The following is a 13,015-nucleotide window of genomic DNA, read 5'->3' as shown; positions in this document are numbered from 1 at the left end:
CCGCGGCGTCCCTCGCCGCGTCACACGCCGCGCGGCCGCCTCCACCGCCGTACCCCGTAGGCCGCCACGCCCACCGCCAGTACGCCCGCCCCCACGGCCACCGAGACGGCGGGCAGTGCGAACGCCAGCGTGGCGCAGCCCAGCAGGCCCACCACGGGCACCACACGGTTCGACGGACCCGGGGCCAGGGTCCACGCGGACGCGTTGGCGACGGCGTAGTAGGCGAGCACCCCGAAGGAGGAGAAGCCGATCGCGCCGCGCACGTCCACCGTCGCGGCCAGTACGGCGACCACCGTGCCCACGGCCAGCTCGGCACGGTGCGGTACCCGGAAGCGCGGGTGCACGGCCGCCAGCGCCGTCGGCAGATGCCCGTCCCGGGCCATGGCCAGCGTCGTCCGGGACACGCCCAGGATCAGCGCGAGCAGCGAGCCGAGCGCCGCCACCGCCGCCCCGGCCCGCACCACGGGAGCGAGGCCCGGCGCGCCGGCCGCCCGCACCGCGTCGGAAAGCGGTGCCACCGCGTGCCCGAGCCCGCCCGCGCCGAGGACACCGAGCGCCGCGACGGCCACGCACGCGTACACCACCAGTGCGATCCCCAGGGCCAGCGGGATCGCGCGCGGAATCGTGCGCGCCGGGTCCCGTACCTCCTCACCGAGGGTGGCGATGCGCGCGTACCCGGCGAACGCGAAGAACAGCAGCCCCGCCGCCTGGAGCACCCCGCCGACGCCCGACGACAGCCCGATGTCCAGCCGTCCGGCGTCGGCGCGCCCGGAGGCCACGCACACGATCACCACGGTCGTGAGAACGGCCAGCACCACGGCCACGATCACGCGCGTCAGCCACGCCGACTTCTGGACGCCGCCGTAGTTCACGGCCGTCAGGGCCACCACGGCCGCGACCGCCACCGCATGCGCCTGTCCCGGCCACACGTACGCGCCGACGGTGAGCGCCATGGCCGCACAGGACGCCGTCTTGCCGACCACGAACGCCCAGCCCGCGAGATACCCCCAGAAGGCGCCCAGCCGTTCCCGCCCGTAGACGTACGTGCCGCCGGAGGCCGGATAGCGGGCGGCGAGACGCGCCGAGGACAGGGCGTTGCAGTAGGCCACCAGGGCGGCGAGAGCCAGCCCGGGCAGCAGCCCCGAGCCGGCCGCGCGAGCGGCGGGCCCCAGGGCCGAGAAGACACCGGCTCCGACCATCGAGCCGAGGCCGACGACCACGGCGTCCCGTACTCCCAGGGTGCGTCGCAGCTCGGCGCCGGTAGGTGTCATGCGTCGCACCCTACTGAGCGCGGCAACCGTGCGGTGGCCCTGTGACGTCCTCTTCATCGACACGGCACGAACACGCGCGCGTGGACAGCGGGTCCGCACCGGATCCTCAGCAGCCGGACAGCGCGGACACAGCGCGGAAGGGCAGGTTCACGGTATGGGCATCATCGCTTGGATCATCCTGGGACTGCTGGCCGGAGCCATCGCCAAGGTCCTCCTGCCGGGCCGCGACCCCGGCGGCTTCATCGGCACGACCCTCATCGGTATCGCGGGCGCGTTCATCGGCGGCTGGATCTCCGCCCGTTGGCTGCACCATCCGATCACCAAGAGCTTCTACGATGGCGCCACCTGGGCCGCGGCCATCGGCGGCTCCCTGGTGCTGCTGATCGTCTACCGCGTCCTGTTCGGCAATTCCCGCGACTGAGCGCGCCCATGGCAGCGGAAAGGGTGGGCACCGCTCGGGGGTGCCCACCCTTCCTCTGTTATTCCCGCCCTTTGCCGGTGTCCTGCCGGTCTCCTACCGGTAGTTCACGAACTGCAGCGCGAAGTCGAAGTCCTGGCCCTTCAGCAGCGTGATCACGGCCTGCAGATCGTCCCGGCTCTTGGAGGAGACGCGCAGCTCGTCGCCCTGGACCTGGGCCTTCACGCCCTTCGGGCCCTCGTCGCGGATGATCTTCGCCACCTTCTTCGCGTTCTCCTGGGAGATGCCCTCCTCGATCGACGCGAAGATCTTGTACTCCTTGCCGGACAGCTGGGGCTCGCCCGCGTCCAGCGCCTTCAGCGAGATACCACGCTTGATCAGCTTGGACTGGAAGACGTCGAGGACAGCCTTCACCCGGTCCTCGGAGTTCGCCTCCATGAGGATCTTCTCACCGGACCACGAGATCGAGGCACCCACGCCCTTGAAGTCGTAGCGCTGCGAGATCTCCTTGGCGGCCTGGTTGAGGGCGTTGTCGACCTCCTGCCGCTCGACCTTCGAGACGATGTCGAAACTGGAGTCGGCCATGTCCTGTGGCTCCTTGTATCGGGGTGCGTATCGGGTGCGTGCCGGCGTGCGCGGCGGCGGCCGCCGGGCCCGGCGTGAGGCCGGGCCGCATCCGCACCAGCCTAGCCACCCCGCGAGCCGAGGGGTGGAGATCAACCGGGTGGCGAAGCACCCCCGTGTATCGGGTATTGTTTACGTCGTCGCCAGGGAGCACCGCCGAAGAGTGGTTTGACCTGGTGTCCAACCCCGGCGGTGTGGCTTCGCCTTCCCAGGTTCGAATCCTGGCGCCGCCACGTTGAGGGAAACCCCCTCTGATCAGGCTAAGTACCTGATCAGAGGGGGTTTCTCGTTGGCGGTCCCCGTTCGATTCGCCGTGGACGAAGTACGGCCGTGTCTCACCCCGTACCGCCCGTATCCCGACGTCAGTCAGTGCGTGTCCCCCAGGTGTCCCCCGGGGGAGAGGATGATCACTCCGGTTCGTTCCACTCGCGGAGCGCGGCATCGATTCGGCTGTTCGCCCGCTTGCGCGTCTGGTCGAGCACCTTGGCGTAGACCTTGTGCAGCACCGCGATGCTGTGCCCGGCACGACGGGCGCACTCCATCGCGTCCACCCCAGAACTGAGCCAGAAGGACACCCCGGCGTGTCGAAGGTCGTAGGGGCGGCGGGCCAGCAGTGAGGCCGTCTCCGCCTCGCTCAGCCGGTCTCGGCGGGCCCTGGCCCACACCTCCCCATAGCCGGTCTCCTGTAGTAGGCCGTTGCGGTTGGTCCGGAAGAGCCGGCCGTCGGGCGCCGTGCCCTGCGTGGCGATGTGCTCCCGCAGCATGCGCACGAAGTGCGGCGGGATGGGCACCGGCCGAGAGTCCTTTTTGGCCCGGGCCTTCAGGTGGCGGGTCTCGTGCGCCGCCCCGTCGTCCGTCCAGCTCCGGCCGGCCCGAACAATGCCCTGTCGCAGGGTGAGCATGCCCCACCCGGTCTCAGGGAGGTGACACTGGCTCGCGCGCAGTCCGGCCGCTTCGGCGGGCCGCATGGCTGCGTAGTACAGGCACCCGAAGAACGCTTCCAGGTGACGTCCACGGGGCCCCTGCTCACGCACCCCGGCCAGGAGCGCGCGGACCTGGCGGGGGTTCGCAACGCTTTCGGGGTCCACCTCCTCCACGGACTTCGGGGCGGTCCACTTCACAGCCGTGAGTGGATTGACTGGGAGAGAGAAGTACTGCTCTTCCACCGCCAGTCCGAGAACATCGCTCAGACACGCCCGCTTGCGCTTTGCGGTGCGCGGTGACGCCGACTGGCCGTCCATCCGCAGGGCCAGGGCGTCAAGGGCGAGACGTACCGTTGCGGGGTCTTCCAGTGCAGACACCGGCATCGAATGCGTGCCGATCCAGGCCAGGGCGCGGGCAATGTCGTCCGGTGGGGTCTCGTTCCAGCGGTTCCGGTTGAACGCCCAGCCGTAGAGCGCGCGCCGCATGAGCGCGGCATCGGGCATGCCCGTCCTCGTCTTCACGAGCGCCGGCGTGATGGTGGCCAGCGCATCCGCATAGTTCTTCCGCGACTTCGCCGGGGCCAGCGCCCACTTACGATCAACGTACGCACGGCAGTGCTCGTACCAGGTGATGGAGCCTTGCTTCGCCCGCAGCTCGGAGACGGGAAGCCCGGTCTCCTCGTCGAACTGATCGCCGCGTCGGATGGCGGACATGAGTTCCGAGCGGCGTCCCTCCGCCTGAACCTTGAGGGTGTAGCTCTTGGAGTGCTTGTTCGCCCCAACCAGCCAGCGGACGCGGTATGGCTTGGGGCGGTCCTTGCGGATCTCGATGGAGTACAGGCGAACGTCGTAGGTCAGTGACATGCAAACTCCAGAGGGGCCCGCTGCCAGCGGGCCCCTCGTTGTCTCGTGGGGGTGAAACTCAGGCTGCGGTCTCGTGTTCCGCCCACCAGGCATCCAGGTCACTTCGACGGCAACGGATTTGGCCGTTGGGCAACTTGATGAGCTTGGGGGCCTTGCCGCGGGCACGCATCCGGTAGAAGGCGGCGCGGCTCATGTCGATCTCTTCGAGGACTTCGCGGAGCTTGAGCTTGTCGGTGCCAGCCAAGGCAGTAACTCCTCTGGGGTCTCTCCTCTGAGGTATCCGCCACGTCCGCCACGCCGCCACATCGCAGGTCAGAGCCTTGATCGTGTGGCGGATGGCAGATTTGTGGCGGATAGGCGCCGCCACACCCGGATGGCGCGGCGGCGCTCAACGGGCCGGGTCGTCTATCCGGCGAGCGTGGGCTGTGTGGCGCTTTGCTCGATCGTGTGGCGGATGGGTGTGGCGGTATCCGCCACGGATTCACCCCCGCTGACCTGCGGTGTGGCGGACGTGGCGGACGTGGCGGATCCCTCGGGGGGTGGGGGGCAGTACCGCGACCAGGCGTCCGCGAGGTCTTCCGCGTAGTAGCCCTTGGGGAAGCCGGACGCGGTGCGGATGCTGCGCGGCTTGATCGGCTTGACTGCCGCGGTGACGTACTGACCGAGCATCCGGGCGAGGGTCCGGGAGTTGATCGGCTTGTCGTCCAGGTCGCCCCATGGGGCGTCGTCCATGGCGAGCAGGCATTCGAGGATGGCGGCGGTGGGCATGCGGTCCTCGCCGCGGAACACCTTGTCGCGCAGGTCGGTCAGCAGTCGTACCCCGAGGGAGGCTTCGTCGTTGTCATGGGCGGCGTTGACCAGTTCCAGGCAGGCGGCGCGGGCTCGTGCGGGCCAGTGGCCGCCGACCGCGTCGGCGACGGCGAGTAGGGGTTCCCACACGTCGGCCGGCCGGTCGGTGACGCCTTCGGGCATCTCGGGCCACGCGTCGGCGACCTGCTCGCGCACGGTGTCGGCCCATTTAGCGAGCCGGTCACGCAGGGCGTGGCCCTGCTTCTCGTGGATGCGCTGCCGGTAGGGCTCGACCTTCTCGTTGGGGGCGCGCTTGCGCATGCGCACGATGACGGAGCGGGTCAGGACGGTGTCCGGCAGGGAGCCGAGTCCCGCCATGGCGACGGCGCAGTAGGAATTGAAGATTTGCGCGTTCTGGTTGGAGCCCTCCCCGACGCACCGCAGAGCACCCGTGGTCCGCCGGTAGCCGGCGTTTAGGAAGCCGCGTAGTGCCTCGTCCGCGCCGGCCTTGGGTCCAAAGATGGTGTCCACCTCGTCGAAGAGGACGGTGGGCAGACCGGCGGCTGAGTCCACCAGCCGGTACAGGGCGTTCGCTGAGGCGGACACCGTGGCGACCGGTCGGGGGGTGAGGAGTTCCACGATCTCCAGCGCACGGGACTTGCCCGACCCCGGTTCCGGGGAGAGGAAAGCGATTCGAGGCGTGGTCTCGAAGCACTCGATGAGGTGGGCGTGGGCGTCCCACAGGGTGACGGCGACGTAGGCGTGTTCGGTGGGGAAGACGTTGAAGCGCCGGTGGAACGCTTCCACCTCATCGAGCAGGCCGGCCCCATCGATCGACGGCGAGGGCGGGTTGGCGGGGGTCATGCGGCGTTCCGCCCTTCGGGGTTGTGGGGCTGGCGTGGGGCGCGGTGCGCGGTGAGAAGTGCTGAAAGGACGCCCTGACGGGCGGCCTTCCTTCGGCCGCCCCCGCCCGGTCCAGGCCAGGCGGGCGGGGCGTCCTGCGGCCCGTAGGGGCCCGGAGAGGGGCAATCCAGGAGGGGGGAGCGGGCGGCGGTGGTCATACGGCCTCCCGCGGGGTGGCGTGAGCGAGGATCCACTCCATGGCGCTACGGATGGTCGCGCGGCACTCGGCGGCCGGCAGCCCCGTGGACTCTCCCGCCGCCTGGATTGCTTCTTCGACCGTGTGGCGGGAGATGTGTCCCCAGGCGATGAACCGGGCCACCTTGCATGCGCTCTTGTGCAGCGTGTTGTTGCGGCCGTTCGGCCCGCCCTCGTTAGCGGCCCGGATGACGGCGCATTCGCGGTCCAGCGCGGTGCGGGCGGCCTTGGTGCCGTCCCACACCCGTGAAGGCACGGGCGGGGCGGCGGGTTTGGCCGGTTCGGTGAGCAGGGCAGCGAGCCAGGCGGGCAGTGAGGCGACGGGGGCCACTTCGGCTACCTCGTAGGCGCCGTCGGGGGTGGTGCTGCCGGGGGCGACGACGTATCCGCCCCACGCGCGGGTGTCGATGCGGGGAGCGAGTCGCTTGACGCTGCACTTCAGCCGCACACCGGGCGGGGTGGTGAAGTACAGGTGCCGCCCCCCGCTGGGGGTCCGCACCTGGTAGGTGAGCGGGTAGGGCTGGCCGGCGCGCTCGCAGAGCGCCTTGAAGGAAGTGGCGCCGTCAGGCGCTCCTTCCTGCTCTTGCGGCTTGGGCACGTCCAGGTCGATGACGAGCAGGCCGGCCGGGCCGGTGGCGATGCCGACGTTGTAGGGGCGGTTCGCCCACGCCATCTGGATCAGTTCCGGGTCGGTGGTGGCCCGCTGCTCCGGGGTGCGGTGCCCGCCCGCGCAACGCCCGGTGAGGGGACAGGTGCGTTCGGGGTGTCCAGCGGGCCGTTTGGTGCCGGGCTGCAGGGGGATGACGGGCCAGCCGCGTTCCGCAGCGAGCAGGGCGGCGGCGAGCAGGTGCAGGTTTTCTAGGGCCACGGTCATCGGCTCGATGGGGGGCGAAGCCGGCTGTAAGGCCGGTACTCGCCGGATGTGGGTGGGTTGCGTCATGCTGGGAGACCTCCAACAGGTCTGATACGGCGGGTTGGACAAGGGGCGGCCCCGGAGTCTTTGGCGAGAGTTGGGGTCGCCCTTTCGCCTGCCACCCAGGGAAAAAGGGCGACAGGGTGTCAGTGGGAGTGAATAAGGTCGCGGCATGACGACGACCTTTGATCTTGTGCCGCCGGGTGAGTGGACGACGCGCGATGCGATCAAGGAGGCCTACCACTGCGGGACCTTCCAGGGCATCGAGCCGGCCGATGAGGCCGGCATCGTGTTCGTGTTCTCCGATCCGTCCGCGGGTGAGGAGTACGGGTACACCTTCGATGGACGCGCAGAGGACGACGAGTTCGGGCCGCTGTACCTGTACACCGGTGCTGGCGCTAACGGGAACCAGAAGCCATCTGGCCGCAACGGGTCACTGCTCACGCATGCGGAAAAGGGTCGGGAGGTTCATCTGTTCGTCGCGCACGGCAAGGTGCCGGGCGGCGGAGCGATGCGGCAGCGCTACATCGGTCAGATGGTGCTGGACACGGTCAAGCCGTACGACGTACGGCGCGCTCCGGGCCAGAACGGCGTGATGCGCGATGTGCTGGTCTTTCGGTTCCGACCTGCTCCGGGAACGACGCCGGCATGGACCGAGGCGGACCGCCAGCCGGCCGCCGCAACGTCGGGCTACGAGATCACCGAGCCCGCGGTAGAGGTGCCGGAGCCCGTCACGTTGCCGACGCAGAGCGGAGCGAAGGTCAAGAACACCGAGCAACACAGCACCGCGGAAACGATCGCGGACATTCCCGCGGGACAGCGCAAGATCCTGCGCCGCGAGGGCGAGTTGGTGAAGGCATTCCTGGCACACCTGGCCGCAGCGGAGCACAAGACCCACAGCTTCCAGTTCACTGTGAAGGGCGAGCCCAACGTACTCACCCCGGACGTGTACGACGCGACCGACCACGTCCTGTATGAGGCCAAGGGGCTCACGACCCGGGCCAATGTACGCATGGCCATTGGCCAGCTTGCCGACTACCGCCGCCACGTTCCCGAGCGCAAGACTCTCCGTGTGGCCGTGTTGCTGCCCAGCGCTCCTACCCCCGACGTTCAAGAGCTCCTCGCGGAGCAGGAGATCGCGCTGGTCTACCAGAGTGATGATGGATTCGTGGGCTGGCCCATCGCCTAACCGGCGGGCAGCGACGCTGGTTGCGAGGGCGGCCCCGCAAGGTGCGGTGGCCGCCCTCGGTGCAGCTAGAACGGGGGCTCGTCGCCCGGCTCGGGGCGGTTGTCCCCGGTGTTCCACGGGTCGCCGGACGTGGCAGCACTGTTCGTGCGCTTGCCGTTGATCTGGACGGTGGTGAAGCGGACGGAGGCGCCGATGTCGTCGACTTCGACGGCGAGCATGGAGCGCTTCTCGCCCTGGTCGTTGGTCCAGTCGTGCTGCCGCATCCGGCCCGTGGCGACCACGCGCGAGCCCTTGCGCAGGGACTCGGCGACGTGTTCGGCGAGGGTGCGCCAGGCGGCGCACCGGTAGAAGGCGGTGGTGCCGTCCTTCCACTGGTTCGTGTTGCGGTCGAAGCTGCGCGGCGTGACGGCGATGGTGAACTTCGCCAGCGCGGCGCCGCCCTCGGTGAACTTCAGTTCCGGCTCGTCGGTCAGGTTGCCGACGAGGGTGATCGGGGTCTCTCCGAACGACATGGGGTTCCTCTCCTGTTCAGCGATGGAGTTCGTTGCGGCTGCGGGCGATCAGCCCGTACGCCGGCGCGGTGATGGTGTTGGTCTCCTGCCGGACCGGGCCGGAGTAGTAGTGATGGGTTTCGGTGCGAGTGGCCTTGACCGAGCGCACGGCAGAGCCGATGGCGGCGGCGAGTGCGGCCACGGCGGCGATCGGGAGCGTGACGAACAGGACGCTGGTGAGGGTCACGGCGGCGAATCCCTGGCAGGCGAGCCAGATGCCGCAGCCGACCCCGACGAACGCGGCGCCGGTACCGATTCCGGCGACAGCCATCCCGGCGGCCCACGCGGGGACGATCCGCCGGTCCGGCTGCAGGACCGGGGGCGTGCTGCCGTAGGCGGGCAGCGGGGTCCGGTCGCGGTAGGCGGTCGGCATCTGCGGCACGGCCCCGTAGGCGTCGGCGATGATCCGGCGGGCCTCGGCGGTGGCCTCGGCGTCGCTCATGCGCGGGGGCCAGGCGGCGGGCGGGTCGTGGTCGGGCATAGGGGGGCTCCTGCCGGGGTCAGTTGAGGTGGCGGGCGGCTTCGGCGAGGGCCTGGCATATGGCGCGGACGGGGCCGGCGGCGCCGGTGCCGGCGGTGAAGAAGCCGAACAGGAAGAGCACGAGGGCGCTGAACGGGCCGACGTGCCGGCCGCGCAGAAGGAGGAGGGCCAGCACCCCGAAGAGGGCGACGGCGGACAGGGTGACGATCACGAGGGGCCTCCCAGAGAACATGGCGGGCAGCACCCGCGGTGCGGGGTGCTGCCCGTGCCTTGTCTTGTCGCGCTGCTTGTCGTCTGGCTTGTCGTGCGGCTTGTCGCTTGTCTTGTCTTGTCGCTTGTCGCCTTGCAGGTCACAAGCCGCTTTGGGGCCTCCTAAACGGCCGCGGGCGGTTTTGGTTTCGGGGGGCGACAGGCGACAAGCGATCAGCCCTGGTCGAGCTACTCGGGTGCGTGGCGGTGGTGGACGTACCGGGCTTTGGTGCCCTCGCCGACGCGCACGGCGGTACCTTCCTCGACCCAGGTCTTGAGCCAGCCGGCGACCGTCTGCCGGTTGGTGCCGTACTCGTCGGCGAGCGCCCGGGCGATGGCGGAGGCGCCGGTGCCCTCCGGGCCGGCCGCGAGCAGCACGGCCAGTGCGGCTTGCTGGGCGGGGCTGTCCTGCTCGCCGCGCAGTGCGGACAGGTTCAGCCCCTGCCCTGCGGCCGGCTGCACCTGCTCCACAGGTGTGTTCGGGTCGGGGGCGGTGGCGAACTGGGCGTCGATCTGCTCCCGGAAGCGGCGCAGCATCTCATCCTCCGGCGACGCCTGCTCCACCCGCGGACCACGCAGCGCGGACAGGTTCAACCCGCCCCCAGCGGATCCCGATGGCTCGGGGCCGGGGTCGGTGGGGTCGTCGGGGGTGAGGTCGCGCATCCATGCGGTCCGTTCGGCGTCCCAGCGGCGGGCGTAGGCGGGCCCTGCGGCCCTGGCGGAGATGTCGTCCAGGCAGGGATGTAGGTCGGATGTTGCTGCGGTGATGTCCCGGATCTGGTTGGGCAGGATCCGCCAGGCCTTGAACAGCGCGGCCGGCGACTCCGGTGTGCCCATGAACCCCGATCCCTTGTAGGGGGCCTGCTCGACGCGCAGGCCGCGGCGGCCGGGGAACATCTTGCCCAGGTCCATGCCCTCGGTCTCACCACCGGTCAGCGCGACGCGGACCTTGGCCTCCCGGCGGATCATGAGGTTGCCCAGCACGCTGCCCGTGGCGCCAAGGGCGGTCAGCACCGTGCGGATACCCATGGCGCGCAGCATGCGGATCACCTCCAGGATCTTCTTCGCCAGCTGCTTCATCTCCCGGTCGGTGCTGACCAGGATCTCCGCGCCCTCATCGATCACCAGCATGATCTGCGGAATCCTCGCGCTGACCGGAAGCAGGTCGGTGTTCGCCTTGGCCAGCAGGTCCTGATACGCGCGCTTGCGGTGCAGGCCGATGGCGAGCGCGGCATCGAGCATCAACATGGCCTCGTCGTACGAGGCGGCCAGCCAGTCGATGCCGGGCCGGACCGGCAGGCCGTCCTCCCGCTGGAGCTCCCCGTTCAACGCCGGGAGCACCCAGGGCAGGCCGGCGGATCCGGCGTTGAGGTCGATCACCCAGGTGAGCACGTCCTGAGCGCGCGCGAAGCCGGCCAGGATCGTGTGCACCAGGTTCGTCTTACCCGAACCGGTCGGGCCGACGACCAGCGCGCACTGCTCACGCAGGTAGACAGGGACGACGTCCGCGTTGGTGCGCACCCCCCACGGCAGGCCGGTCAGCACCGACAGGGGCCCGTAGTCGTCGGGGTAGGGGCAGTCCTCGCTGAGGACGTTGACCGTGGTCACGTCCAGGATGACCCGGCCCTGGTGGATGCCGGCGGAGGCGGTGGCGGTGCAGCCGTGCGGCAGTTTCGCGTCCGCGGACAGGGCTACGGAGTACTGGGCGACGCGGTCGTAGGTGATGCCACCCTGGGGCTCCAAATCCAGGGAGTAGCCGGTGCCGGTAGGCCACATCTCCACCGCGAGCACGCGCACGGCGATGGAGCAGATCCGCTGGATCCGCTCCACCCACTGTTCGGCGATCGCCCGTCGCTCCGCGGACAGCTCCCGCGCGATGGCTCGCTGTTCTGCGGCGATCGCCTCTTCCTCCCGCGCCTCCTCATATAGGGCAACCGAGCGGGCGGCGGCGCCGATGCCGACGCCGACGGTGGCCAGGGATCCGAGGGCGGCCCAGGTCAGGGGGCCGTGGGTCATGGCCCAGGTGGTCCAGCCTGCGCCGATGAGCCAGGAGGCGGCGCGGGTGGCCAGGGTGCGGCCGGCGTTGCGGACGCGCAGGCCGGCGATGGTGTGGCCGAGGGCCCCGGCCGTGCCGACCATGAGGGCCCAGCCGGGGGGCATGGCGGTGGCGGCGCCGGTGGCGGCGACGGCGAAGGCTCCGGTGGTGGCGGACAGAGCGCCGGTCACGGGTCCGTGACCGGCACTCCAGTCCAGCACCGGGCCACTCGGCTGCTGCTTCGTGGCGGTGGTGGCCATGGTCAGACGTTCCAGCCCTTCTCGGCCTCGGTGCCGTTGCGGGGGTCCTCATGGCGGGCGATGTCCTGGGCGTGGACCTGCCGGAACAGCGGGCCCATGTCCTCGGCGACCGCGACCGCGCTCATCAGGGCACCGAAGATGTCGTTGAACTGGTCGGCGATCTCCTTCTCCAGCGGGAACTCGCTGTCGGAGCGCTCGGCCAGGGTCCTCATCACGTTCGCCACGCTGGTCAGCGCGGCCGGGAGCCCCTCGACCATGGTGAGGATCTCCATGCAGTCGTCGGGCTCGTAGGAGTTGGCGGCCTGCTCCATCTCACCGGCGGCCTCTTCGAACCGGAAACCGGACACGTGCTCTCCTTCACTCACCTCGGGTGTGGTGCTGGTGGGGATGTCGGCGGCCGGCCGCTGAACGCGGTCGGCGATACCGTCGGTGCCGTCCTCGCAGGCCTCCGCATCGGCCGCGGCTTCCTGCTCCTGCAGCTGCTGGCGGGTTGATTCGTCCTGCTCGGCGCGCTGTTCGGCGGCCGTTTGCACGAGGCGCCGGTAGAGGCGGCGGCCGGGGTGGATCAGCCACGGGATGTTGAGCCTGCGCCCGATCCAGGTGGTCAGACAGCCCAACAGCCCGATCGGGAAGGCGAGCAGGGCCGCGAGCAGGCGGCGGCCGTGGAACCGGGCCGCAGAACGCCGCAGCGCCCGCCGGGCCGCCCTGCGCGCCGGCGCCCTACGCACCGCGGCACGCTGCGTGTCGACCGCGGCCCCGGCACGGGCGTCCCGCCTCGCCCGGTTGCGGGTGATCGCCGCATCCCTCCCCGCACGCGCCCGGCGAGTGGCGCCCGCGAGCAGGCGGCGGCCCGCACCACCGCGGCCGGCGGGATGGCGAGTGGCGCCGGTCTGACCTGCAGCGCGGGGATTACGGCGAGCATCGGCAACCGCACGACGTGCCGCAGTGGTCTGCGCCCGCTTGCTCGCACGCGTGCCGGCCGCGGCCTGCTGCGCCGCACGGAGCTTCCTGACCTGCCCCACCCGGCCAAGTCCCCGGCCGACCGCGCCCGCCGCACGGCCGGACGCTCCGTGTCCGGTGCGGTGGCGGGGCTTCTGGCCCGCGGCGGCGGTGCCGTTGCGCGCCGGGGATCCGGGGCCACGGCGGTGCTGGCCGGGCACTCGCCCGGCACGGGCACCCGCACCGCTCGTACGGGAGGCGTTTGGGCGGCCACCGGCGCGGCCCGTTCCGGCACCCTGCCTTCGGGGCGCTGTGCGCTGCGCTGCAGCCCTTCCGGCGGCCCGGCCGGCGGCGCGTGCTGCCGTCCGCCGCGCTTCACGTCGGGGGCTCGGGTTGCGGGAACGGGTCGTA

Annotated in this window: 13 protein-coding genes; 2 read left to right on the top strand and 11 right to left on the bottom strand. The window is 70.6% G+C overall.

Annotated elements, in window-relative coordinates; genetic code table 11:
• Window positions 1-20 precede the first annotated feature (20 nt).
• Window positions 21-1,271, bottom strand: coding sequence for an APC family permease (locus tag IE244_RS08430; RefSeq protein WP_191872039.1), 1,251 nt, complete (start codon window positions 1,269-1,271; stop codon window positions 21-23).
• Between the two features lie 154 nt (window positions 1,272-1,425).
• On the opposite strand from IE244_RS08430, the gene IE244_RS08425 reads away from it, so the two are divergent.
• The gene (locus IE244_RS08425; protein WP_031167000.1) at window positions 1,426-1,692 is read left to right on the top strand and encodes a GlsB/YeaQ/YmgE family stress response membrane protein; all 267 of its coding nucleotides are present in this window, start codon (window positions 1,426-1,428) and stop codon (window positions 1,690-1,692) included.
• Between the two features lie 93 nt (window positions 1,693-1,785).
• Here the strand turns inward: IE244_RS08425 and IE244_RS08420 are convergent, their stop codons facing one another.
• From IE244_RS08420 to IE244_RS08400, 5 genes are all read right to left on the bottom strand, one after another.
• A complete protein-coding gene (locus IE244_RS08420) occupies window positions 1,786-2,274 on the bottom strand; it encodes a YajQ family cyclic di-GMP-binding protein (RefSeq protein WP_191872037.1) in 489 nt (162 codons plus the stop codon).
• Between the two features lie 446 nt (window positions 2,275-2,720).
• Window positions 2,721-4,100, bottom strand: a complete 1,380-nt coding sequence (locus IE244_RS08415; RefSeq protein ID WP_191872036.1) for a tyrosine-type recombinase/integrase — start codon at window positions 4,098-4,100, stop codon at window positions 2,721-2,723.
• A 58-nt stretch (window positions 4,101-4,158) separates the two neighbouring features.
• Window positions 4,159-4,344 carry a helix-turn-helix transcriptional regulator gene (locus IE244_RS08410; protein WP_191872034.1) on the bottom strand — a complete coding sequence of 62 codons (186 nt, stop codon included), beginning with the start codon at window positions 4,342-4,344 and terminating at the stop codon, window positions 4,159-4,161.
• A 161-nt stretch (window positions 4,345-4,505) separates the two neighbouring features.
• Entirely contained in the window at window positions 4,506-5,753 is a 1,248-nt protein-coding gene (locus tag IE244_RS08405; protein WP_191872032.1) for a DUF3631 domain-containing protein, read from the bottom strand.
• A 193-nt stretch (window positions 5,754-5,946) separates the two neighbouring features.
• A complete protein-coding gene (locus IE244_RS08400; RefSeq protein WP_191872030.1) occupies window positions 5,947-6,861 on the bottom strand; it encodes a bifunctional DNA primase/polymerase in 915 nt (304 codons plus the stop codon).
• 211 nt (window positions 6,862-7,072) lie between these two features.
• Between IE244_RS08400 and IE244_RS08395 the strand changes: the two genes are divergently transcribed.
• Window positions 7,073-8,089 (top strand): SRA domain-containing endonuclease, encoded by a 1,017-nt coding sequence (locus tag IE244_RS08395; protein ID WP_191872028.1) that lies wholly within the window; start codon window positions 7,073-7,075, stop codon window positions 8,087-8,089.
• A gap of 65 nt (window positions 8,090-8,154) precedes the next feature.
• Here the strand turns inward: IE244_RS08395 and ssb are convergent, their stop codons facing one another.
• The 5 genes from ssb to IE244_RS08370 all read right to left on the bottom strand — a co-directional run bounded on the left by ssb (window position 8,155) and on the right by IE244_RS08370 (window position 12,393).
• Complete coding sequence (ssb, locus tag IE244_RS08390; protein WP_191872027.1) at window positions 8,155-8,601, bottom strand: single-stranded DNA-binding protein; 447 nt, start codon at window positions 8,599-8,601, stop codon at window positions 8,155-8,157.
• A gap of 16 nt (window positions 8,602-8,617) precedes the next feature.
• Complete coding sequence (locus IE244_RS08385; protein WP_191872025.1) at window positions 8,618-9,121, bottom strand: hypothetical protein; 504 nt, start codon at window positions 9,119-9,121, stop codon at window positions 8,618-8,620.
• Window positions 9,122-9,140: 19 nt separating this feature from the next.
• Window positions 9,141-9,332, bottom strand: coding sequence for a hypothetical protein (locus tag IE244_RS08380; protein ID WP_191872023.1), 192 nt, complete (start codon window positions 9,330-9,332; stop codon window positions 9,141-9,143).
• A gap of 227 nt (window positions 9,333-9,559) precedes the next feature.
• On the bottom strand, window positions 9,560-11,665 hold the full coding sequence (locus tag IE244_RS08375) for a hypothetical protein (protein WP_191872021.1): 2,106 nt from the start codon (window positions 11,663-11,665) through the stop codon (window positions 9,560-9,562).
• A 2-nt stretch (window positions 11,666-11,667) separates the two neighbouring features.
• On the bottom strand, window positions 11,668-12,393 hold the full coding sequence (locus tag IE244_RS08370; protein ID WP_229854002.1) for a hypothetical protein: 726 nt from the start codon (window positions 12,391-12,393) through the stop codon (window positions 11,668-11,670).
• Window positions 12,394-13,015 lie beyond the last annotated feature (622 nt).

It is taken from the genome of Streptomyces filipinensis, assembly GCF_014649495.1.
Classification (GTDB): Bacteria; Actinomycetota; Actinomycetes; order Streptomycetales; family Streptomycetaceae; genus Streptomyces; species Streptomyces filipinensis.
The sequence above is the reverse complement of the archived record's forward strand: the minus strand, read 5'-3'. Positions and strand labels throughout refer to the sequence as shown.

Bases quoted from the DNA above. Each gene is read 5' to 3' on its own strand.
- IE244_RS08420 (WP_191872037.1), bottom strand. From the start codon at position 2,274: ATGGCCGACTCCAGTTTCGACATCGTCTCGAAGGTCGAGCGGCAGGAG.
- ssb (WP_191872027.1), bottom strand. From the start codon at position 8,601: ATGTCGTTCGGAGAGACCCCGATCACCCTCGTCGGCAACCTGACCGAC.
- IE244_RS08415 (WP_191872036.1), bottom strand. From the start codon at position 4,100: ATGTCACTGACCTACGACGTTCGCCTGTACTCCATCGAGATCCGCAAG.
- IE244_RS08385 (WP_191872025.1), bottom strand. From the start codon at position 9,121: ATGCCCGACCACGACCCGCCCGCCGCCTGGCCCCCGCGCATGAGCGAC.
- IE244_RS08395 (WP_191872028.1), top strand. From the start codon at position 7,073: ATGACGACGACCTTTGATCTTGTGCCGCCGGGTGAGTGGACGACGCGC.
- IE244_RS08430 (WP_191872039.1), bottom strand. From the start codon at position 1,271: ATGACACCTACCGGCGCCGAGCTGCGACGCACCCTGGGAGTACGGGAC.
- IE244_RS08425 (WP_031167000.1), top strand. From the start codon at position 1,426: ATGGGCATCATCGCTTGGATCATCCTGGGACTGCTGGCCGGAGCCATC.
- IE244_RS08400 (WP_191872030.1), bottom strand. From the start codon at position 6,861: ATGACCGTGGCCCTAGAAAACCTGCACCTGCTCGCCGCCGCCCTGCTC.
- IE244_RS08375 (WP_191872021.1), bottom strand. From the start codon at position 11,665: ATGGCCACCACCGCCACGAAGCAGCAGCCGAGTGGCCCGGTGCTGGAC.
- IE244_RS08405 (WP_191872032.1), bottom strand. From the start codon at position 5,753: ATGACCCCCGCCAACCCGCCCTCGCCGTCGATCGATGGGGCCGGCCTG.